At 39.2% G+C, this 21,002-nt stretch carries 19 protein-coding genes; 18 read left to right on the forward strand and 1 reads right to left on the reverse strand.

Going from position 1 to position 21,002, the window contains the following annotated elements; translation table 11 throughout:
• Nucleotides 1–60: 60 nt before the first annotated feature.
• The 15 genes from hpsC (at nt 61) to H6G28_RS23140 (ending at nt 15,679) form a co-directional block, all read left to right on the forward strand.
• Nucleotides 61–1,023 carry a hormogonium polysaccharide secretion pseudopilin HpsC gene (gene hpsC, locus H6G28_RS23070; RefSeq protein ID WP_190674505.1) on the forward strand — a complete coding sequence of 321 codons (963 nt, stop codon included), beginning with the start codon at nt 61–63 and terminating at the stop codon, nt 1,021–1,023.
• A 36-nt stretch (nt 1,024–1,059) separates the two neighbouring features.
• Nucleotides 1,060–1,764 (forward strand): pilus assembly FimT family protein, encoded by a 705-nt coding sequence (locus H6G28_RS23075; protein ID WP_190588652.1) that lies wholly within the window; start codon nt 1,060–1,062, stop codon nt 1,762–1,764.
• A gap of 210 nt (nt 1,765–1,974) precedes the next feature.
• Nucleotides 1,975–2,940, forward strand: coding sequence for a hormogonium polysaccharide biosynthesis glycosyltransferase HpsE (hpsE, locus tag H6G28_RS23080; protein WP_190588653.1), 966 nt, complete (start codon nt 1,975–1,977; stop codon nt 2,938–2,940).
• A 5-nt stretch (nt 2,941–2,945) separates the two neighbouring features.
• Nucleotides 2,946–3,941: a hormogonium polysaccharide biosynthesis glycosyltransferase HpsE gene (gene hpsE, locus H6G28_RS23085; RefSeq protein WP_190674508.1), complete on the forward strand. Its 996-nt coding sequence runs from the start codon at nt 2,946–2,948 to the stop codon at nt 3,939–3,941.
• Nucleotides 3,938–4,909 carry a glycosyltransferase gene (locus H6G28_RS23090; RefSeq protein ID WP_190674511.1) on the forward strand — a complete coding sequence of 324 codons (972 nt, stop codon included), beginning with the start codon at nt 3,938–3,940 and terminating at the stop codon, nt 4,907–4,909. The genes hpsE (H6G28_RS23085) and H6G28_RS23090 overlap by 4 nt, the downstream gene beginning before the upstream one ends.
• Nucleotides 4,910–5,008: 99 nt before the next feature.
• Nucleotides 5,009–5,611, forward strand: coding sequence for a pilus assembly FimT family protein (locus H6G28_RS23095; protein WP_313949975.1), 603 nt, complete (start codon nt 5,009–5,011; stop codon nt 5,609–5,611).
• 33 nt (nt 5,612–5,644) lie between these two features.
• Nucleotides 5,645–6,307 (forward strand): TIGR04282 family arsenosugar biosynthesis glycosyltransferase, encoded by a 663-nt coding sequence (locus H6G28_RS23100; RefSeq protein ID WP_190674518.1) that lies wholly within the window; start codon nt 5,645–5,647, stop codon nt 6,305–6,307.
• Between the two features lie 254 nt (nt 6,308–6,561).
• Nucleotides 6,562–7,398 (forward strand): hormogonium polysaccharide biosynthesis protein HpsJ, encoded by an 837-nt coding sequence (gene hpsJ-B, locus H6G28_RS23105; protein WP_190588658.1) that lies wholly within the window; start codon nt 6,562–6,564, stop codon nt 7,396–7,398.
• 94 nt (nt 7,399–7,492) lie between these two features.
• Nucleotides 7,493–8,383: a glycosyltransferase family 2 protein gene (locus H6G28_RS23110; protein WP_190674521.1), complete on the forward strand. Its 891-nt coding sequence runs from the start codon at nt 7,493–7,495 to the stop codon at nt 8,381–8,383.
• Between the two features lie 555 nt (nt 8,384–8,938).
• Entirely contained in the window at nt 8,939–9,661 is a 723-nt protein-coding gene (locus H6G28_RS23115; protein ID WP_190588660.1) for a DUF502 domain-containing protein, read from the forward strand.
• Nucleotides 9,662–9,764: 103 nt separating this feature from the next.
• Nucleotides 9,765–10,406 (forward strand): transcription antitermination factor NusB, encoded by a 642-nt coding sequence (gene nusB / locus H6G28_RS23120; protein WP_190588661.1) that lies wholly within the window; start codon nt 9,765–9,767, stop codon nt 10,404–10,406.
• A 215-nt stretch (nt 10,407–10,621) separates the two neighbouring features.
• Nucleotides 10,622–12,184, forward strand: coding sequence for a signal recognition particle-docking protein FtsY (gene ftsY / locus H6G28_RS23125; protein WP_190674523.1), 1,563 nt, complete (start codon nt 10,622–10,624; stop codon nt 12,182–12,184).
• Between the two features lie 757 nt (nt 12,185–12,941).
• On the forward strand, nt 12,942–14,333 hold the full coding sequence (locus H6G28_RS23130; RefSeq protein ID WP_190588663.1) for a PP2C family protein-serine/threonine phosphatase: 1,392 nt from the start codon (nt 12,942–12,944) through the stop codon (nt 14,331–14,333).
• Between the two features lie 115 nt (nt 14,334–14,448).
• A complete protein-coding gene (gene psbP / locus H6G28_RS23135) occupies nt 14,449–14,994 on the forward strand; it encodes a photosystem II reaction center PsbP (RefSeq protein WP_190588664.1) in 546 nt (181 codons plus the stop codon).
• Between the two features lie 91 nt (nt 14,995–15,085).
• Nucleotides 15,086–15,679, forward strand: coding sequence for a Maf family protein (locus H6G28_RS23140; protein ID WP_190588894.1), 594 nt, complete (start codon nt 15,086–15,088; stop codon nt 15,677–15,679).
• 62 nt (nt 15,680–15,741) lie between these two features.
• Here H6G28_RS23140 and H6G28_RS23145 read toward each other — a convergent pair whose 3' ends face one another.
• Nucleotides 15,742–15,999: a hypothetical protein gene (locus tag H6G28_RS23145; RefSeq protein ID WP_190674526.1), complete on the reverse strand. Its 258-nt coding sequence runs from the start codon at nt 15,997–15,999 to the stop codon at nt 15,742–15,744.
• Nucleotides 16,000–16,193: 194 nt separating this feature from the next.
• On the opposite strand from H6G28_RS23145, the gene H6G28_RS23150 reads away from it, so the two are divergent.
• The 3 genes from H6G28_RS23150 (at nt 16,194) to devC (ending at nt 20,809) form a co-directional block, all read left to right on the forward strand.
• Nucleotides 16,194–16,931 (forward strand): phycocyanobilin:ferredoxin oxidoreductase, encoded by a 738-nt coding sequence (locus H6G28_RS23150; RefSeq protein WP_190674624.1) that lies wholly within the window; start codon nt 16,194–16,196, stop codon nt 16,929–16,931.
• Between the two features lie 1,065 nt (nt 16,932–17,996).
• On the forward strand, nt 17,997–19,436 hold the full coding sequence (locus H6G28_RS23155) for an HlyD family efflux transporter periplasmic adaptor subunit (protein ID WP_190588667.1): 1,440 nt from the start codon (nt 17,997–17,999) through the stop codon (nt 19,434–19,436).
• Nucleotides 19,437–19,654: 218 nt separating this feature from the next.
• Nucleotides 19,655–20,809: an ABC transporter permease DevC gene (gene devC, locus H6G28_RS23160; protein ID WP_190588668.1), complete on the forward strand. Its 1,155-nt coding sequence runs from the start codon at nt 19,655–19,657 to the stop codon at nt 20,807–20,809.
• The last annotated feature ends 193 nt before the right edge of the window (nt 20,810–21,002 follow it).

Below are 21,002 nucleotides of genomic sequence, written 5' to 3' on the forward strand. Positions count from 1 at the left end.
ATTCATGATTCTAGATAAATTCCAGTACCCAAAATATTTTATTCAGGAGGTACCATTATAATGAACGTATTGCAGTGGCTTTTAAAAAAACAATTCAATTATTTTCACAAACCACAAAAAAATCATGGTTTTACATTAATTGAACTTTTGGTCGCTATGCTATTGGCAGTGTTAGTTATTACTCCTTTGATGGGAGTAATGATAAGTATGTTAGAAACAGATCGCAGGGAACAGGCTAAAGCAAACTCTGAGCAAGAAATTCAAGCCGCAACTGATTATATTGCACGCGATCTACAACAAGCTATTTACATTTATGATGCTACAGGAGTTGACGCTATTAAAAGTCAATTACCTACAGTCACAAATGGAATCCCTGTATTAGTATTTTGGAAACGTGAAATTTCCAAAGATGCGGTAGTTACAAAACTCAAAGATAAGACATTTTATGATGATTCTTTTGTTAACTCTTTAGTTGCTTACTATTTAATTCAAGACAAGGCAAAGCCTTGGTCTAAAGCTGCTAGAATTGCTAGATTTCAGATTAAAGATGGTGTATTGAATAAAAATGGTAGTAAGTGTACTAAAGCTTATGATACAACTAGCATCTTTACTCAATGTCCTGATGATGGATTTCAAGTATTAAATCTTTCTCAAAAAGATAAAACTTTAGCAGAAAAAATGAATAGTTGGACTAAAACATCACAAGCATATACCCAAAAACCTATAGTTTTGATAGATTTTGTTGATCAAAGTGCTACTACAAATAATAAGGAAGTACCAAGTGCAAGTTGTCCATCTAATATGGTAGTAGTTCCAACCGGTATAACAATGACAGGTTTTTATGCTTGTGTTACTTCTTTGACTGAAGAAAATCGCAGTATTGCTGAAATTTACTTACGTGGAAATGCACTAGCTCGACTGACTGATGATGAAAGCAAAATAATTTACTCTAAGGCACAAAATGTTTATTTTCCCACAACTAAAATTCGTGTAGAAGGACGTAGTTTTATATTTAGTAAATAAATATCTAATTTCTGTAAAATTCTGTAATTTTGAACTATGAAAAGCAAGAAAAATACCGATGTTTTAATGTCAAAGCTAGGCTTTTCCCTGGCACATGAATTTATCCAAATCAAAAAACTTAACTATAACCATAATGAAGCAACTACAAGTGATGATGGTTTTTCACTTATAGAAATAATCGTAGTCTTTCTAATGATTGGTATTTTAGCAGCGATCGCCCTTCCTAGCTGGTTTAGTTTTGTTAACCGACAGCAGGTAAATAAAGCCAATGATGCTGTTTTAGCAGCAATACAAGAAGCACAGCAACAAGCTAAACAGAAAAAACTAAGTTACAGTGTCAGCTTTCAGAAAAATAGCACAACCAAAGTTATAGAAGTTGCTATTTATCGCACGAAAAAAGATGATGGTACTGATTTCAAGTCTAGTGAAATTGCATGGAAGCCTTTATTAGCAGAATTAAATGTTGCTTCTAATAAATTTTTACTTGGTTCAAATCTTACTAGTGAAAACACTGCTGGTTCTTCCGTCTCATATAGTTTAACTGCACCTACAAAAATTACCTTTGACTATATGGGGACTTTGACTTTACCTACAAACTTTGGTACACCACCAACAGGTTCTACAGAACCACCCGGATTAAAAATTGTCGTTGCTGCATCTAACAATACTATAAAGCGATGTGTGATAGTAAAAAGCATTTTAGGCTCAACTCTCAAAGTCAGAGATAGTGAGTGTAATTAAAATTTAGCAAAAAAATCCATAAAAATACGGTACATATAACTACGTTTTGATAGCAAAATTGTAATATCAGGTACAGATTACCGAGTTTAAATCTTACCTGTTTAGCAATTGATTAATTAAAATAAACAACACTCTATTTAGGAGTGTTGTACATACATTTTATTCTTCACATTTTTAAAGTAGAATCTCAAAAAAAACAACCATCAAGACATGACTAAAAGCCTAGATTTTACCGTTGCTATTCCAACTTACAATGGAGCAGTTCGCCTACCTGAACTACTAGAAAGACTGCGAAATCAACAACATACTGAAAATATCACTTGGGAAATTATTGTTGTAGACAATAACAGTACAGATAATACTGCCGAAGTTGTTCAAAGTTATCAAGCAAATTGGCGATATCCCTATCCTTTAAAGTATGTATTTGAAGCCAAACAAGGAGCAGCTTACGCACGAAAACGTGGAGTAGCAGAAGCTTCAGGTAAATTGATAGGGTTTCTTGATGACGATAACTACCCGCTATTAAATTGGGTAGCAGAGGCTTATACTTTTGCTCAAAAATACCCCCAAGCTGGAGCTTATGGTAGTCAAATTCATCCAGATTGGGAAACAGAACCATCAGAAGATTTTCAAAGACGTATTGCTCCTTTTTTAGCAATTACAGAACGTGGAGATGTACCTTTACTCTACGAACCTAAAAAGAAATTATTACCTCCCTCTGCGGGACTAGTTGTGAGGCGACAAGCTTGGTTAGAAAGCGTACCACAAAAAACCATATTAACTGGTAGAACCCCTGGTAATATGCTCACTAGTGAAGATTTAGAAGTACTATGTTACATCCAAAAGGCAGGATGGGAAGTTTGGTATCACCCCAGTATGGAAATTTATCATCAAATACCAAATTCTAGATTGCAAAAAGATTATTTACTTCCTTTTTTTGCAGGAATTGGACTTAGCCGCTACGTTACTAGAATGATTAACATACAACCTGCACATAAACCAATTGTACTTCTGATTTATATGCTAAATGACTTACGCAAAATTATAGCTCACTTGCTTAGACATGGCACAAAAATCAAAATTGATTTAGTGGTAGCTTGTGAAATGGAATTATTCATAAGTAGTTTTATTAGTCCATTTTATTTATTTAATGAAGGTTATTTTAACTCTAAATAATTATTATGAATGAGATATTGAAAAATAACTATGATATTACTGTAGCTATTCCTACATACAATGGAGCTAGTCGATTACCTAAACTTCTAGATTTGCTTTTGACTCAAGTAAATGTAGAGAATCTACAATGGGAAATTATTATTATTGATAATAATAGTTCAGACAATACTGAATTTATAATTCGGGACTATCAAAAGCTTTTTAGCCATAAGGTGCCAGTAAAATACTTTTTAGAAACTCAGCAAGGTGCTGCGTTTGCAAGATTAAGAGCAATATACGAGGCCAAAAGTGAGCTAGTAGCTTTTTTAGATGACGATAATTTACCCGATCTTAATTGGTTAGCAGAAGCTTATGCTTTTGGAGATATATATCCTCAAGCTGGCGCTTGGAGTGGTCAAATTCATGGTAATTATGAAGTAAAACCACCAGAGAATTTTGAAAAAATTCAAGGTTTTCTTGCTATCAGAGAACACGGAAGTGAAGCACATCAATTTGAACCAGATAAGTTAAGGCTACCACCTGCGGCAGCACTTGTTGTCCGCAAACAAGTGTGGCGTGATTATGTTCCGCAGAAACCGTCATTGACTGGAAAATTACCTGGTGTATTTGTTCAAGGAGATGATTATGAACCATTGCTTTACATACACCGAGGTGGTTGGCAAATTTGGTATAACCCCAACATGCACACTTATCATCAAATTCCTCGCTGGCGATTTGAGAAGAGTTATTTGTTAAATTTGGCTCGTGGTTGCGGTTTGTGTATTTTCCAACTCCGGTTAATCAATGCTAAAAATTGGCAAAAACCAATGATTTTATGCAAAACTGTTTTGGGAAATTTGCGGCGAATTTTAAATCATCTGATTAAGTACAGAAGAGGTTTAAGCAGTAATTTGATTGCACTTTTTGAAATAGAGTTTTATTGGGCTAGTATGATGAGTCCTTTATATGCTTTACGATGCTATTTGTCTAATAAATTTGTAGATAATTTAGATAAATTATGACTAATGTCATTCAAAATATTCCCAAAATTTCTGTAGTTATTCCAACTTATAATAGCGAAAGAACTATTAAAACAACTATAGATTCTGTATTGAGCCAGAGTTTTACAGATTTTGAGTTGATTGTCATTAATGATGGTTCGACAGATTCAACTTTAGATATTGCTTCACAAATTCAAGACTCACGCCTTAAGGTATTTTCTTTTGAGAATGCTGGTGGTAATGTCAGCCGCAACCGAGGACTACAGAAAGCAGTTGGAGAATTTGTCAGTTTCTTAGATGCGGATGATGTTTGGACATCTGATAAGTTGGTAAGTCAGTTAGAGGCTTTGCAAGATAATATTGATGCGAAGGTTGCTTATAGCTGGACTGATTATATAGATGAAAATGGTAAATTTTTAGTTTCAGGAAGTCATATTACTGTTAATGGTGATGTGTATGAGAGATTGTTAGTAAGTAACTTTTTAGAAAATGGTTCTAATCCATTAATTTATAGAGAAGCTTTAATTGAATTAGGCGGTTTTGATGAATCACTAAGTGCTGCTCAAGATTGGGATATGTGGTTGCGGTTAGCTGCTAGATATTCTTTTGTTTGTGTCCCGAAAGTGCAAATTTTGTATAGAGTCAGTGCTAATTCGTTATCTTCTAATTTAGTTAGACAAGAAAAGGCTTGTTTATATGTCTTAGAAGGTGCATATCATACTAGAGAATTAGTAAATAAAAATGTTTGGAATTTAAGCCTAACTAACCTTTATAAATATCTAGTATGTAAATCTCTCCAAGAACCATTTAATCGAAAAAAAGGAATATTGGCTGCTAGGTTCTTATACTTATTTTTTATTTACGATACTGCAAGATTAAAGCGAGTTAATTTTACGTTTAAGTTACTACTTAAAATTGCTATAATAGTTATTCTACCAACAAAAATATCAACAAAAATACTTAACAAAATCATAATGAAAACTGCATAGCTTTTGGAAATTAAACTTGGTACGTGATCATTAAATTAATTGTAGAAGTATTTTCAGGTGCATTTATTTTATAGGGGTAAGTTAAAAAATATCTTATATGTGGACTCCTGTAGTGGCTTTACATTACCGGAGATTTTAGTCATTGTTTTAATGTTTGGTATTTTAGCTGGGCTGCTCTTACCAAATTGGTTAGCTTTTGTAGATAGAAGTCGTCTTAATACTGCTCAAGATAAAGTTTATTTGGCTATGCGTCAAGCTCAAAGCCAAGCTCTAAAAGAAAAAGTGAGTTGGCAAGTAAGTTTTCGTGAGGAAAATAATGTTGTGAAGTGGGCAGTTCATCGAGCAGATGCTAATTTTTTTATTTCTGATGCTGTGAATAATAATGCCAATTTATGGCAGAATTTAGAGACTAATATTCTGATTGATAAAAGTTTAAATAATCGCAATACATCTGAGACGACTGTACCAAAACATACTTCTCAAGCAATTTGGCGTGTTGTTTTTAACCACCAAGGTTGTCCAGTTTATCAGCCTGGAGACGAATGTACTAATACATCACTGCGAACGTTAGGACAAATTACTTTATACAGTTATAAAAATGGCAAGGCTAGGCGATGTGTCTATGTTTCTACGATTTTAGGCGCAATGCGAAAGGGCAGAGAACGTTCTAGTGCTAATGAAAACGATAAGTATTGCTATTAAAATATTTGAGTCGCTAACAGTTAAGGTTATTACGTGCTGAAATTATCAGAAGTCCAAAAGCAGCACTTGATTATTTTTACGCGCTATCCAGAACCAGGAAAGACCAAAACTCGGCTGATACCAGCTTTGGGTAGTGTTGGTGCTGCTCATCTGCAACAGCAAATGACAGAATATACTCTGTTGCAAGTTGGAGAATTACAAAAGGCTATTGGTGTTTCTGTGGAAGTGCGGTTTGCTGGTGGTGGTTTGGAGTTAATGCAAGATTGGTTGGGTGGGGAATTACTTTACGCATCTCAAGGTGAAGGCGATTTAGGTACAAGGATGGCGCGATCGCTGGTTGATAGTTTCCGCAAAAATGCTGAATATATAATTATCATTGGTAGCGATTGTCCTGGTGTGACATCTCAAATTTTGGCAACAGCTTTTCAAGAACTACAAACTGTTGATTTGGTACTAGGGCCAGCTATTGACGGTGGTTACTACTTAATTGGTGTGCGTCGCTTCATCCCGGAATTATTCGCTAACATCGATTGGGGAACTTCTCAGGTATTACAACAAACTGTAGATATTGCGGCTGACTTGGGTGTCTCATCTATATACTTACCAACTTTAGCTGATGTTGACCGACCAGAGGATTTGTCTATTTGGCAGGAAGTGCTTCAGCAGTCAGTTTATTTGCGAAAAACCAGAGAGTAGAAGCTGAAAATAAAAGTTGTTTTTTTGATTAATATCAGCTAATCTCGTATCTTCAAACACCATGTATTTTCTGAAGACACTCAAGTTAACTAGTGCTACCGTGGTGTAGTTTCAAACCTACAGGTATCCACTAGGATTACCTTTGCCTTTTCTATATAAGAGATAGTTTTATTGAACAGGCAGAGTTACAGGAACAATATTCCAGTAACTTTAAATAGGACAATCACTCTGACTCACTATTAAGTTTGGAAAATATGACTAATCGTTTTACTTCCGGGAACGCAGCCCTTGGTCTCAAAGTGATTGGGGCAGTTTTAATTTTGTCCTTTTTGCTAGACTTTCTAATTTTATTGCTACCCTTTCAACCTACTGATCGTGGCTGGCAAATTAACTTAGCAACAGCCCTAGTTGACCGGGGGATTGTACCTATGGTGGGCTTAGGTTCTCTGTTGATTGGCTATTGGATTGATGGTGCTAGTGATGGTGGCCCTAAAGGTATCGATTTACGATTGCCAGCGTTTATACTTTCTAGTGTCTTGGGTCTAATTTTCTTGTTGATTTTTCCCTTGCACCTGAACAATGTCAATCAAGCCAAAGCACAAACTGTCACTCAAATTACTCAAGAAGCTGATCAAGCAGAAAAACAACTAGACACCCAGTTGAATCAATTTCAGGCGCAACTCAATACAGATCAGGGGAAAGCGCAATTAGAACAACTCCGCGCCCAAGCCAGGGCGCAGTTTGCTGACTTGCTCAAAGATGATCAAAAGTATAAACAAGCTCTGGCAAATCCGCAATTGCCGCAATCACAGAAAGACTTACTCCAGAAGTTTAAAGCTAATCCGCAAGAACTGGACAAATTTATTGACCAACAAACAGATCCTCAAGCACTGGCGAATCAAAGAAAAGGACAAATTCGTCAGCGTAAGGAAGATGCAGAAAAACAAGCAAGAGACAATGCTTGGAAATCTGGCTTACGGATTGGAATTAGTAGTCTTTTATTATCTGTTGGGTACATTATTATTGGCTGGACAGGATTAAGAGGTGGCGGTGCTTTACAAACAGGTGGACGTAAAGCTGCTGCACGGTAAAAAAGTAGGGAGTAGGGAGTAGGAATTATTGTGACCCTCCTGCCTCCTGCCTCCTAAAAATTAACTGTTAGGAAAATCGCTATAAAATCTGCAAATGTTCTCAATTTACATACTGACATATAACGAAGAACTAGATATTGCACCTTGTATTGAGTCGGCAATGCTTTCGGATGACATTATAGTTGTGGATTCGTGCAGTAGCGATCGCACTGTGGAAATTGCCAGTCGCTATCCTGTACGGGTTGTGCAGCACGCTTTTGAAAGCCACGGTCGTCAACGCACTTGGATGCTAGAATCTCTACCCCCGAAATATGAGTGGGTTTATATTCTGGAAGCTGATGAACGGATGACACCAGAGTTATTTGCGGAATGCACACAAGCCACACATAACCCAGATTACATTGGTTACTACGTTGCTGAACGGGTAATGTTTATGAATCGTTGGATTCGCTATAGCACCCAATATCCCCGTTATCAGATGCGTCTTTTCCGCCACGGTAAGGTCTGGTTTACAGACTATGGTCACACAGAACGAGAAGTATGTGATGGTGCTACTAGCTTTATCAAGGAAACTTACCCTCATTACACTTGCAGTAAAGGTTTGAGCCGTTGGATTGAAAAACATAATCGTTATTCTACCGATGAAGCCAAAGAAACAGTACATCAACTAGAAAATGGCACAGTTGTTTGGCGAGATTTATTTTTTGGCAAAACTGAGGTAGAAAGACGGCGTGCTTTAAAAGACTTGTCTTTGCGTTTACCAGCTAGACCTTTTTTGCGTTTTCTTTATATGTATTTTCTGTTAGGTGGCTGTTTAGATGGTCGCGCTGGGATGGCTTGGTGTACTTTGCAAGCTTTTTATGAGTACCTAATTTTGCTGAAAGTCTGGGAAATGCAGCATCTACCTACACCTACCTTAGCTGAAACACTATCCCAAACTGAGAAAAGCAAGGTTGTCGCTACACAAACTGCTGGAGAAGGGTAAAAAAGGACTTACACACCAAGATTTTCTGTGGAGATTGGGTATTGAGGGTGTAAGGGTTTTGAATACCCACACCCCTTTAAATTTCGGAAATCAAACCGGAGTCTTCTGTTTTATTAAAATTTATAACAAAAGTTTTTCAGAAAAACATCCTTTACTTGCGGCTTAGTTCTAAACTAGTTACAAGTGGATTTTTAGTTGTCATACATAGGTTTCAGAAACATAGTCAGATTTTGAGCGATCGCGGTAGTATTAGTAATAATTAAAATATTTGCAACATTCATTTACAAGCTGTACAAAGAAAAGTAACATCCTCACAGATGGAAGAACTATCGGTAGTTAGCTATATCTTTCTGTATTCAACATCGAACTAGCGAAAAATCAATACTTTTCTGGTCTGAACAGCATATTATCAAGATAAAAGCTATTTAGTGACAGCTTTCTAAAATAGAACAGGGTAAAAAATATTACTAGTACAGCCTTCTAACCTTGGGCGGTTGCTGGTATGAATTTCCGCTTATCTAGAGTTTCACTAGCCAAGAAAAGGAGAAACTAAGTTTGGTAATCGATCGCTTAAAGCAGGACTTGAAAAATGACCTGATAGCAGGATTGTTAGTGGTTATCCCCCTAGCAACCACCATCTGGCTCACAATCACGATCGCTAATTGGGTAATCGACTTCCTTACCCAAGTTCCCAAACAACTCAATCCCTTTGATGGGCTGCACCCAATTTTAGTAAATATACTAAATTTAGCTGTGGGTCTAGCAGTACCACTGTTAAGTATTTTGTTAATTGGGTTAATGGCTCGGAATATTGCTGGGAGATGGTTATTAGATTTTGGTGAGCGAGTATTACAGGCAATTCCCTTAGCGGGACAGGTATATAAAACCTTAAAACAACTGTTAGAGACTTTACTTAAAGATTCTCCAGGCAAGTTTCGCCGTGTGGTTTTAGTTGAGTATCCCAGACAAGGCATTTGGGCGATCGCGTTTGTTACAGGTGCGATCGCCAATGAAATTCAATCCCAAATGCCTCGCCCAATGTTGAGCATTTTCATCCCAACGACACCCAACCCGACTACAGGATGGTATGCAGTAGTACCAGAAGAAGATGTGATCAATCTTTCAATGTCAATCGAAGATGCTTTTAAAGTGATTGTCTCTGGTGGAATTGTGGCACCGAATACGCCCTTACCCCCGCTAGTTTTAGGCAAAGAACAAAATTTAGCGAGTTTAACCAGGGAATCAAAACATTCAGTAATTTCCGTCGAGGAAATATAAAATTTATCCGGCAAAGACACAAGTAAATAGATATTATGAATGTCTGGCTTTGTAGCAATCAATTAAATTTTCACCCTAATTCAGTGCTTAGGCACTCACTTCCATGCAAGACCGCAAACCCCAACAAATCGCTCGTGAACTGGCGCTGTTAAGTCTCAGCCAGCTGCCAGTCAACCCTAAAAAACTCACCGAAGAACATCTGCCTAAATTGGTATTAGCAACCGTGCGTACCTTAAGGGCAGAAGTGCAAGATACCTTAGACAACGCTGCGGCGGAATTGCAACGCAGTAACGATCGCCTATTAACTAGCCAAACTCGCGCTGCTGATATGAATACTGCGAGAACCATGCTACAAGAAGCGATCTCTTATACCCAAACCGCCATCAATCAACTTGGCGCAGCAGTTGAGTTTCCCGAATTAATTCAACTCGCCAACCAAGACAGAGAAGTTGGCAGATATGCCATTCAAATTGTCAAAACCGTGAATGAGCATCGGATCTTGATTGATGAACAAATATCGGCGGCTTTGGTAGATTGGCAAGTCAACCGTCTAGCTCAAATTGACCGCGACATTCTCCGTATCGCTGTAGCTGAAATGACATTTTTAAACTTGCCTGACAGCGTAGCCATCAACGAAGCTGTTTTGTTAGCCAAACGCTACAGTGGCGATGAAGGTCATCGATTTATTAATGGAGTGCTGCGGCGATTCACAGAACAAAAAAAACTTCCTAGTGTTTTATCCTAACTTTGTAACCATTCTGAATGCTAAGTTGTGAGTTGAAGGTGAGGAGAAGTCAGGTACTTGTGAGGGATGAATTACCCCCTCCCAGTAACCCGAAATTGAGAGGTGAGGATATCCCGGAGGATTTCACCACAGGGAAGAGTAACAAATTCTATTAAACTCTTAACTTACGAACTCATAACTCCTAACTTAAATCACAACTAACACTGTTAGCAGCAATGGCTTTTAATTGGTTTCGTCGTCAATATAACGATTCTTCTGCTACTCCCTCTGAAAACCAAGAGGCAGAAAATACTCCCACACCTATAACCGAACCAGAGGCAACCGAAACATCAAATACTAACCCAGAAACTGCACCGGATTCGGCCGCAGATTTGTTGGCGTTTGCTAAAGCTGCCTATAAAAATATCCAGCAAAAACAACAAATAGAAACTGGAGAACCAGCCCCAACAGACACGATAGCCGCAGATTCACAAGAGGTCACAACTCCCAGCCAAGAACCTGCGGCAACTGTCGAAACACCACAACCAGAAGTAGCAACTACTGTTGAGGAAGTAGCTGTTACAGAAACAGAAATTACAGCCAGTACGGAAGAAGTAACATCACAAGAAACTCAGGCCACCGAGACGGCTGCATTATCTTTTTTAGAACGGGCAGCAGCAGAACGGCAAGCCAAGCAAGAACGCTTAATAGCTAGTGCCATTGAAGTTACACAACCAGAGGTACAGCCAGCAAGTGTGAGTGAAGCAACTGCCGCAGAAATACCAGATTTGGCATTTGATGAAGGGTTTGTCTGGTCAGCAGAATTATTGGCGGCTCAAGGTAGACGTGCAGAAGACATTTCGATTGAAGAAATCACCTGGCTGAAAAAGTTACGCCAAGGATTAGACAAAACCCGGCGGAACATCGTCAATCAACTAAAAGCCATTGTTGGACAAGGGCCACTCAACCAAGCAGCAGTAACCGAAATTGAATCTGTATTGTTACAAGCTGATGTGGGTGTAGAAGCCACAGATTATATTATCAGTGCTTTACAACAAAAACTGCGGGAAGAAGTTACACCTCCAGAAGAAGCGATCGCTTACTTAAAACAAATCTTACGGGATATGTTAGAGGAGCCTATTCGCAAATCTGAGAAAACCAGCTTTGCCCCAGATAAAGACAATTTAAATATTTGGTTAATTACTGGTGTAAATGGCGCTGGCAAAACCACAACCATCGGTAAAATTGCCCATTTAGCTCAAAAATCTGGCTACAGATGTTTGATTGGCGCAGCAGATACTTTTAGGGCGGCGGCTGTCGAACAAGTCAAGGTTTGGGGAAACAGAAGTGGTGTAGAAGTCATTGCCAACCCTGGTAAAAATACAGACCCTGCCGCCGTGGTGTTTGATGCGATCGCAGCCGCCCAAGCACGCAACACAGAATTATTATTAGTTGATACTGCGGGAAGATTGCAAAATAAAAAGAACTTAATGGATGAACTCACAAAAGTTCGCCGCATCATCGACAAAAAAGCCCCAAACGCCAAAATCGAATCTCTATTAGTTTTAGATGCTACCCTTGGTCAAAATGGTTTGCGCCAAGCCGAAGTATTTTCCCAAGCGGCCCAACTGAGTGGCGTAGTATTAACCAAATTGGATGGTACCGCCAAAGGTGGTGTCGCATTGGCTGTAGTCCAACAATTAGGTTTACCAATTCGCTTTATTGGGGCTGGTGAAGGAATTGAAGACTTACGCCCATTTTCTAGCTACGAGTTTGTTGAAGCTCTCTTGAGTGGCTAAATCTGTATGGGACAAACGCAAAAGTCAGGTATGTAAGAAGGGTGTAGGGGTCTAGGTATGCAAAACCCTTATACCCTTACACCCCTACACCCATTCTCAACCAGTAATCTTTTTGCGCCAGTCCCAACCTTGTAAACCCAATTGAGAACTGCTATAAATACTGAAAAAAACAAAAAAGCTCAAGTAAGTTCGTTGGTAAGTTAGCAAAAGCCTATTGTTATCAGCAAATCAGCTTGTCCAAATTTAGGAGTATATATATTGAAGTGAATTTCCAGAAAAACTGACAAATATTCTCTAAAGGTAAATTAAAAGTTAGAAAAATGCTCTAGCTGATCCAGTTAAAGTGATATTTTCCCTGAAAATTTTAAGTTATGGTTTATTTCAGTATCTGAATATTTCTCTGAGACAAGAAAAAATCTCAAAAATTGGCAAAAATAATTAATCAATTAATTAAGGAATTTTATGTTTCATGATGTATGATTTGCTAATTGACTGCCGTGAGCGTGAGAATTTTCTCAGCAATGGAGGTATTTACTGATTTATACTCATCAGCTTTTGCGTAAAAACACATGAAATTTATGTATCTGGATTTAGGTAGAAATAAAATCAGCGAATGCTATAGTTTTTTATCGCTCTCGCTTACGTCTTTCTACTCTTGCTAAATTGACTTATCTTGTCTCAATATGATTTAGCAATATTTTGCCGCAAAGAGTTATTAATCAATTGAAAATCTACTACTCTTAACTGGATATTATCTGTGCCTGTGTCTCAAGTACCCTTTCAACCTACTGATGGTAATAATAGTGCCGCGACGGATGTCACACCAGTCGTAGCACTAAAAGAACTTGTGGCAAGGTTGCATCGAGAACAGAACAAAATTCAAGATTTGCTGAGTTCTTTAGGATTTGCCCTCAGAAGCTTCAACAATTTAAATCAGTTTTTAGAACTGATTCCCTTGATGGCCACAAGGGTGACAGATGCTGATGGTAGTGCTTTATTTCTCTACAAGCCTAACGGTCAAGTTAGGTTAGAGCAACTCCACTGGCAGGATAGTCGCCAGCGCAAAAATATTCGCAAAGCTTTAGAAACAGCCAGTAGTCAAGTTACATTACTGCCCAACAGCACACCTTTGGCGAGTTCCACCGGCATATTAGATGATCAGATGCACCGCTATTTGGGGCCTGATGTGCAAATATTCGGCACGGCAATTTTAGTTAAGCATACAGAACGCGGCTGGCTCTACGTTTTAAGTCGTGACCCTGACTATAGCTGGACAGAAACCAGACAAAAGCTAGTGCGCTTGGTTGCAGACCAAACAGCAGTAGCAATTGAAAACGACGAACTAGCTGTAGAACTGCGGAAAAAAGAACGCCTAGACCAAGAATTAGAAATTGGGGCAGAAATTCAACGCCGACTTTTACCGCGTCAATGTCCGAATATTCCTGGTGTATCACTAGCAGCACGTTGTAAACCTGCTAATCGTGTGGGTGGTGATTATTACGACTTTATTCCCACCAATCATAACCAGTTGCAGTTAATTAATAGAGTGTCTCCAGAAAATAGCCGTTGGGGTTTTGTGATTGGGGATGTGATGGGGAAAGGTGTTCCCGCCGGATTAATTATGACGATGATGCGGGGAATGCTGAGGGGCGAAGTCTTACATGGCAATTCCCCGGCGGGGATTTTGCAAAATTTGAATCGAGTGATGTATGCGGATTTGGAAAATTCCCACCGCTTTGTGACGTTGTTTTATTCTGAGTACAATCCCAGAAATCGGATTTTATCTTACAGTAATGCTGCACACAATCCGCCTTTGTGGTGGCACGCAGCCACAAAAACCGTTAGCCGCTTAGATACTTTGGGGATGTTGATTGGTTTAGATGCCAACAGTCAATATGAAGATGCCCAGGCACAGTTAGAACCTGGAGATACTGTAATTTATTATACAGACGGACTGACGGATGCGGCGGCGGCTAGTGGCGATCGCTTCGATGAAGAAAACTTTGTAGCAGCCTTCAGCGCCGCTTGTCGCTATTGCAACGGGCCAGAAGAAATCGTGGATTATTTATTTAACCAAGTTCAGCAGTTTATTGGTACTGATAGGCAAAACACTGATGATATGACACTTTTGGTTTTGCAAATTGTTTAATTTTTGACAAATGACTCATCACCAATGACGAGATGAAGCGACCCCGTTGGTGGGACAATAAAAACGATACATAATGTTTAATTTTTGTTACTTCCCGCCAAAGGAATCTCTAACAATGTGGAAAAAAATTGCAATTATTTGCTTATTAATGTTGAGCTTTAGCTTGATTAATCCTGGTGTAGCTGCTGCGGCTGGATTTAAAAGCTATGTAGATACTGCTGATGGTTATCAGTTTTTATACCCTAATGGCTGGCTATCTGTGAAAGTTGCCAATGGCCCTGATATCGTATTTCATGATTTGATAGAAATCTCGGAAAATGTTTCTGTCGTGATTAGTCCGGTTCCTGAAGGTAAAACCTTAAAAGAATTGGGCGCTCCCACAGAAGTTGGTTATAAACTTGGCAAAGCGGCCCTTGCACCTCCAGATTCTGGTCGCACAGCCGAATTAGTTGATGCGCGAGAAAAGGATAATGAAGGCAAAACCTACTATATATTAGAGTATTTAGTCAAACTCCCAAATTCTCAGCAACGACATAACATCGCTAGTGTTGCTGTTAGTCGTGGCAAACTGTTTACCTTTAACGCCTCCATTCCTGAAAAACGTTGGACAAAGGTGAAACGGACGATGGAAAATGTTGTCGATTCTTTCACCGTGTATTAATTATTAATTAGGGAGTGGGGAGTAGGGAGTGGGGAGTAGGGAAAGCAAGGCAATATAAGCACAAATGACAAATGACCATTGACCAATGACAATAAATATTCCTCAATTTGTATTGGCTTCTGCTTCTCCTGCACGTCGGCGTTTGCTGCAAACGGTTGGGATTGAACCGATAGTTATACCCAGTGATTTTGATGAGTCACAAATTCAACTGAGTGATCCTGGTGAGTTAGTGCAGGTTTTAGCTCAACGTAAGGCAGAAACGATCGCACCACAGTTTCCATCGGCTTTAATTATGGGCTGTGATTCGGTTTTGGCTATTGATGGTAAGATTCATGGCAAACCAGCAGATGCAGCAGAAGCGATCGCTCGTTGGCAATTTATGCAGGGTAATATAGGCGACTTATACACAGGTCATGTGTTGATTGACACTGCCCAAAACCGGACTTTAGTTAAGTGTCAGGTGACAAGGGTTTATTTTGCAACCATGAGCGATCGCGCAATCCAAGCTTATGTCGCTACCGGCGAACCTCTCAAATGTGCTGGTGCTTTTGCTTTGGAAGGTTTTGGTAGTTTATTTGTTGAAAAAATAGCAGGCTGTCACAGTAATGTTATCGGTCTCAGTTTACCTTTGCTACGGCAGATGTTGGCAGAACTGGGATATGAAGCCACTGATTTTTGGCAATAAATTAACTCATCACAACGGGACTTACGCCAAGTCTTCTGAAATTGAGAGTTTTTGCGTAAGTCCTAAACTATTGACCCTTGACCAAGACGCAATGTCACTTCCCCATGATCTGGAACCCAAGCTAACCACTCATCGGCAGAAACTTGGCAAAGTAACAATGCTTCATCATAGCTGTATGGGCTAAGAGGTTCGACAAGGCGCACCCAGACAGCAGGTTGACATGACTTGAGGGAATTTTGACTATAGGCTTTGCTTAACCAAGCTAGGTTTTGTCTAACTGCTGGGACAGCACAATTTGGTCTTTGAGTATTAATTTGCATAACCGAAGACTCCCTGATGAATGAAAATCAAAATAATTCTGTAACTAAGACTACAAAATAAGTAATTCATTTGAAAAGTCAATGTCTTATAACTTTACGTAACTATATGTAACAGTTTGCTTAATGTTGCGCGGCAGAATAGAAGTGGCACGGCTGGCTGTAGACTGGCCTTAGATAGCATTTCTGATGAGAATATGTCATTTACTTCAACTCCCTCACTCCGTGAACAACAACATCCCCTAATTCGGCAGTTAGCTGATAGCATCGAGGCGGCTTGGCACAAGCATTTAGAACTGTCGCCTTACCATTTACCAGCAGAGTTGGGATATGTGGAAGGTCGATTAGAGGGTGAAAAACTGACAATTGAAAATCGCTGCTATCAAACACCACAGTTTCGCAAAATGCACTTAGAACTGGCGAAGGTGGGAAATATGCTGGATATTTTGCATTGCGTGATGTTTCCGCGTCCAGAATATGACTTACCGATGTTTGGTTGCGATTTAGTTGGTGGTAGAGGGCAAATTAGTGCAGCGATCGCCGATTTATCTCCGGTACACTTAGACTTGACCTTGCCAGTTTCCTATACAAATCAACTCACCGCACTGAAAACAATAGAATTTTCCCAACCGCGAGAGTTACCAGAATGGGGTCACATCTTCTCGGAATTTTGCTTGTTTATCCGTCCTAGTTCCCCAGAAGAAGAAGCGATGTTCTTGGAACGTGTGCAGGACTTTTTAGAAGTACATTGTACCCAAGCGATCGCAGCTAGTCCAATTTCCCCTGAACAAACTCAGGAAATTATCGCTGGACAACGCAACTACTGTACCAAACAACAACAAAACGATAAAACCCGCCGCGTCCTAGAAAAAGCCTTTGGGCAAGAATGGGCAGATAATTACATGACGACAGTCTTATTTGATTTGCCAGAATAAGTCATTTGTCATGTATAAAAAAGCAGGAGGTAGAAATTAGGAAACAGAAGGACAAAATTTTATACTTCTCTTGAAGAAGCAAAACGCATCTATTCACATTTTGCACCAAGCGACTGAAGTCGCAGCTACACAGACAAAACCCACCTGCGTGGGTTTAAAACCTTTGATTTTACGTTAGTCTGTGTGGTGCGCCAAGCGCAGTGCAAGCGCGATAGGCAGACTTTGTTCTTATAGCCGCGAGTTCCATTTGTTGAGGCTAGGTGCAAGATATGTGTCTACACACTATCAAACTTCAGACTTTCTTCCCCTGCCGCATCTGTAGATTCTGTTACGTTTTCCTGCAACTGATAAATGTAGAATTTAGTTATAGCAAGAAGCATATAGATTAGGAAATTTTGAACATACAAATGCTGAAAGAATACTAATGCTTCTACCTCCTACCTCTGGTTGGTGAATCTCGACACTTCTCCTACCGGAGACGCTACGCGAACGACAAGCTCAGTGCATCGCTTCGCTCGATTACCGCGCAGTCGAACCACTGCCTCTTGCTATGACAATAGTTTAATGGAGTTTAACCATAGCTGTAGCATCTGTGGAGCGAATTTCCCAATGAGTTCAAAGTTAACAAACCTAATAATTAGTTGACTACAAGTTTAAGGAAACTGTAATGTTAGGGATGCGCTATTTGAGAAAATTGATTGAAAATTTGTAATTGCTAGTTCATAATTAAGTTTCTGATAAAGATTGAGTTTCCAACTGAACCGGGGTTGCTTTTCAAAGCGGTGGATTCTCATTGATATTTTAATTACGCATTAGCAATTGTCTTGATTGTTGCATCTATTGAATAACTAGTAGTTTGTCCCATTAATTTTGCTCTACCACTACTGAAAATTAATGAGATAAACGCTACCTACTATTAGCGCCATGATGTCAAAGTTGTGGCTCTAAGTATTAATTGGTATCAAATTTCCGAGGGTATTTAGTAGAGGTAATTTATCAAATCTCTACTACGTCTCATACTTTTTTATATCCATCAGCACATTTTTAAATAAACAGGCAACAACCATGTCAAGGGTGACTGAGAAGCCAAGATCAAGGCCACCAATACTTGATCCAGAACAACCTAAGATTTGGTGGGGCATCGCTGTAGCCTTACCAATAGTAATCGCTGCGGGGTTACTAACTACAGCTAAAGTTGAGCAATTGAAAAAGATTAACTCATCTGTACCAGTCAGACCAGTTGCTAACACTATTAGTGCAGTAGGGCGTTTAGAACCACGCGGTGAAGTGATTAAACTTTCTGCACCAGCAGCCGGATTACAATCTGCATCACGAGTGAAGCAACTGTTTGTCCGCGAAGGAGAACAGGTGAGAAAAGGACAAGTGATTGCCCTTTTAGACAATCATGACACTCAGTTAGCCAATGTCGAACAAGCAAAAGCCAAATTACTAGAAGCGCGTGCTAATTTAGCCCAAATTCGAGTGGGTTCACCTAGAGATGTACAAGCGCAACAAGCGGTAATTGCTCGACTAGAAGCTCAGTTACGCGGCGAGAGGGATGCTCAACAAGCCTCAATTACTAGAATTGCATCGCAGTTGAGTGCAGAAAAACTAGCTCAACAGGCGACAGTCGATCGCTTGGAAGCAGAATTGCGCGGACAAAGTGATAGCTTAAGAGCCACTTTGACACGTATCCAAGCCGAACAGCGTAATGCTCAAGTTGATGCTGGACGTTATGATTTTCTTTATCGCCAAGGTGCTATCTCTCAACAAGAACGGGATAGACGGCGACTGAGTGCGGTTACGGCTCAACAGCAGGTAGTGGAAAGTCAAGCGACTCTCAGACAAGCGATCGCAACTTTGCGTCAACAAGTTGCAGAAGCTAGGGCGAACCAAGTCAAAACCTTAACCAGCTTACAACAGCAACTAATTGAAGCTAGAGTCACCCGTGACAAAACTGTAGCCACTTTACAAAGACAACTCGACGAAGAACGAGCCAGACTCAAGAGATTGATAGAAGTTGATCCGACGAATGTTCAAATGGCGCAAGCACAAGTTAGTAATGCGATCGCTACTGTGAGACAAGCCGATGCAGAACTGCGATTAAGCTACGTTCAAGCACCAACTTCTGGAGAAATTTTAAAAATTTACACCAAGTCAGGCGAAGCCATCAGCCCCAATGGTATTGCTGAAATTGGTCAAACTGAGCAAATGATGGTGGTTGCAGAAGTTCCAGAAGATAGTATTAGTAAAGTTCGGATTGGTCAAAGTGTTGCTGTCAGTAGTGATAATGGCGCTTTTGAAGGTGAATTAAAAGGAACTGTGGCTGAAATTGGCAGAAAAGTCGGTAAAAAAGATGTGTTGAATAATGATCCGGCTGCTGATGTTGATGCCAGAGTTGTAGAAGTTAAAATTGCCATCTCTCCAGAAGATAGCAGTAAAGTTTCTGGCTTAACTAATGCCAAAGTTCTGGTTGAAATTAATAACCCATCAGCTTCTAATTAACTAGCAGAAGGCAGTGGTTCGGCTTCGCTCACCAACCAGGCAGGTGTTCACTGAGCGTAGTCGAAGTGAGGCAGGAGGTAAAAGTTTGATTATTCCTGGCATTCCAGCTTTCAAAATTTCCTCACATATCTGACTACCGCCCTAGCTTGTGAAAATACACATTGATCAGATGAACAGTTACTAATCTGATTCATTCCAGAAGACCATTGATAAATAACATGATTCAAAAAATACCTCTCGCTTGGCTACAAATGACGCGAGATAAAACGCGATTAGCCGTAGCTTTAGCTGGGATTGCTTTTGCTGATATTTTGATGTTTACCCAACTCGGTTTCCGAGATGCACTTTATTACAGTAACGTGCAGTTACATAGTAGTTTAAATGGTGACATTGTTTTAATTAACCGCCAATCTAATGCGATTTTGTCTATGAAAAGCTTTTCGCAACGGCGGTTATATAAAGCTTTGGATTTGCCAACAGTACAATCAGTACATCCCATATATTTAGATTACACTGCTTGGAAAAATCCAGTCACAGGGCGGTCACGTACTTTACTTGTGTTTGGCATTAACCCGGAAGTTAATTTATTTAATTTACCTGGAGTTTCTGAAAATCTCGACAGATTAAAGCTACCTGATGTAGTTTTATTTGACCGTTCTTCTAGGCAGGAGTATGGGCCGATCGCCTCTGATTTTGATCAAGGTAAAACTGTCACTGCCGAACTCAGAAGACGCAAAATTAAAGTAGTCGGATTGTTTACTTTAGGCACATCTTTTGGTGCGGATGGTAACTTAATTACCAGCGATGTTAATTTTTTACGTATCTTTAATACCCGTCAGCAAGGCTTAATTGATATTGGCGTAATTAAAGTCAAGCCAGGAGCAGATGTTCAGGCTGTGGCGAAAGATTTACGCCAATATTTACCCCAAGATGTGAATGTATTGACTAAACAAGATTTTATCGATTTTGAACGTCATTATTGGGCAAGTAGTACAGCCATTGGCTTTATTTTCAGTTTAGGAACAATTATGGGTTTTATTGTCGGGACTGTAATTGTGTACCAAATTCTTTATACAGAAGTGTCCGACCATTTATCTGAATATGCGACTTTAAAAGCTATAGGCTATACACAAAAATATTTGTTAACAGTGATTTTACAAGAAGCCTTATTATTAGCTTGTTTGGGATATTTACCTGGATTATTTTTTACAATTTTAATGTATCAAAAAGCCAAAGATGCTACACTTTTACCAATTTTTATGACTTTTGACAGAGCAGTTTCGGTATTAATATTAACAATGATTATGTGTTTTATATCTGGTGCGATCGCTGTACGCAAGTTACGTTCTGCTGACCCGGCTGATATTTTCTAAATCATTTTGATAAATATGTAGCAAGCAATCAGTTTTTATTATCAAAATGATATATATTTAATGCTTAAACTGTCACTATAACTGTAAGAACTTAGAATACAGAATCCAGAAGCCAAAGTTAATAAGAGTTTGATAACTAATACTATAAGACTATCAAAACTTTCATCTGGCAAACTCTTGATTGATTTATGAT

It is taken from the genome of Nostoc sp. FACHB-190, assembly GCF_014696905.1.
Taxonomy (GTDB): Bacteria; Cyanobacteriota; Cyanobacteriia; order Cyanobacteriales; family Nostocaceae; genus Nostoc_B.

Coding starts and splice junctions, on each gene's coding strand:
- H6G28_RS23150 (WP_190674624.1), top strand. CDS start 16,194: ATGTCATTTACTTCAACTCCCTCACTCCGTGAACAACAACATCCCCTA.
- hpsE (WP_190674508.1), top strand. CDS start 2,946: ATGAATGAGATATTGAAAAATAACTATGATATTACTGTAGCTATTCCT.
- nusB (WP_190588661.1), top strand. CDS start 9,765: ATGCAAGACCGCAAACCCCAACAAATCGCTCGTGAACTGGCGCTGTTA.
- H6G28_RS23090 (WP_190674511.1), top strand. CDS start 3,938: ATGACTAATGTCATTCAAAATATTCCCAAAATTTCTGTAGTTATTCCA.
- H6G28_RS23145 (WP_190674526.1), bottom strand. CDS start 15,999: ATGCAAATTAATACTCAAAGACCAAATTGTGCTGTCCCAGCAGTTAGA.
- devC (WP_190588668.1), top strand. CDS start 19,655: ATGATTCAAAAAATACCTCTCGCTTGGCTACAAATGACGCGAGATAAA.
- hpsC (WP_190674505.1), top strand. CDS start 61: ATGAACGTATTGCAGTGGCTTTTAAAAAAACAATTCAATTATTTTCAC.
- H6G28_RS23110 (WP_190674521.1), top strand. CDS start 7,493: ATGTTCTCAATTTACATACTGACATATAACGAAGAACTAGATATTGCA.
- psbP (WP_190588664.1), top strand. CDS start 14,449: ATGTGGAAAAAAATTGCAATTATTTGCTTATTAATGTTGAGCTTTAGC.
- ftsY (WP_190674523.1), top strand. CDS start 10,622: ATGGCTTTTAATTGGTTTCGTCGTCAATATAACGATTCTTCTGCTACT.
- hpsE (WP_190588653.1), top strand. CDS start 1,975: ATGACTAAAAGCCTAGATTTTACCGTTGCTATTCCAACTTACAATGGA.
- H6G28_RS23075 (WP_190588652.1), top strand. CDS start 1,060: ATGAAAAGCAAGAAAAATACCGATGTTTTAATGTCAAAGCTAGGCTTT.
- H6G28_RS23155 (WP_190588667.1), top strand. CDS start 17,997: ATGTCAAGGGTGACTGAGAAGCCAAGATCAAGGCCACCAATACTTGAT.
- hpsJ-B (WP_190588658.1), top strand. CDS start 6,562: ATGACTAATCGTTTTACTTCCGGGAACGCAGCCCTTGGTCTCAAAGTG.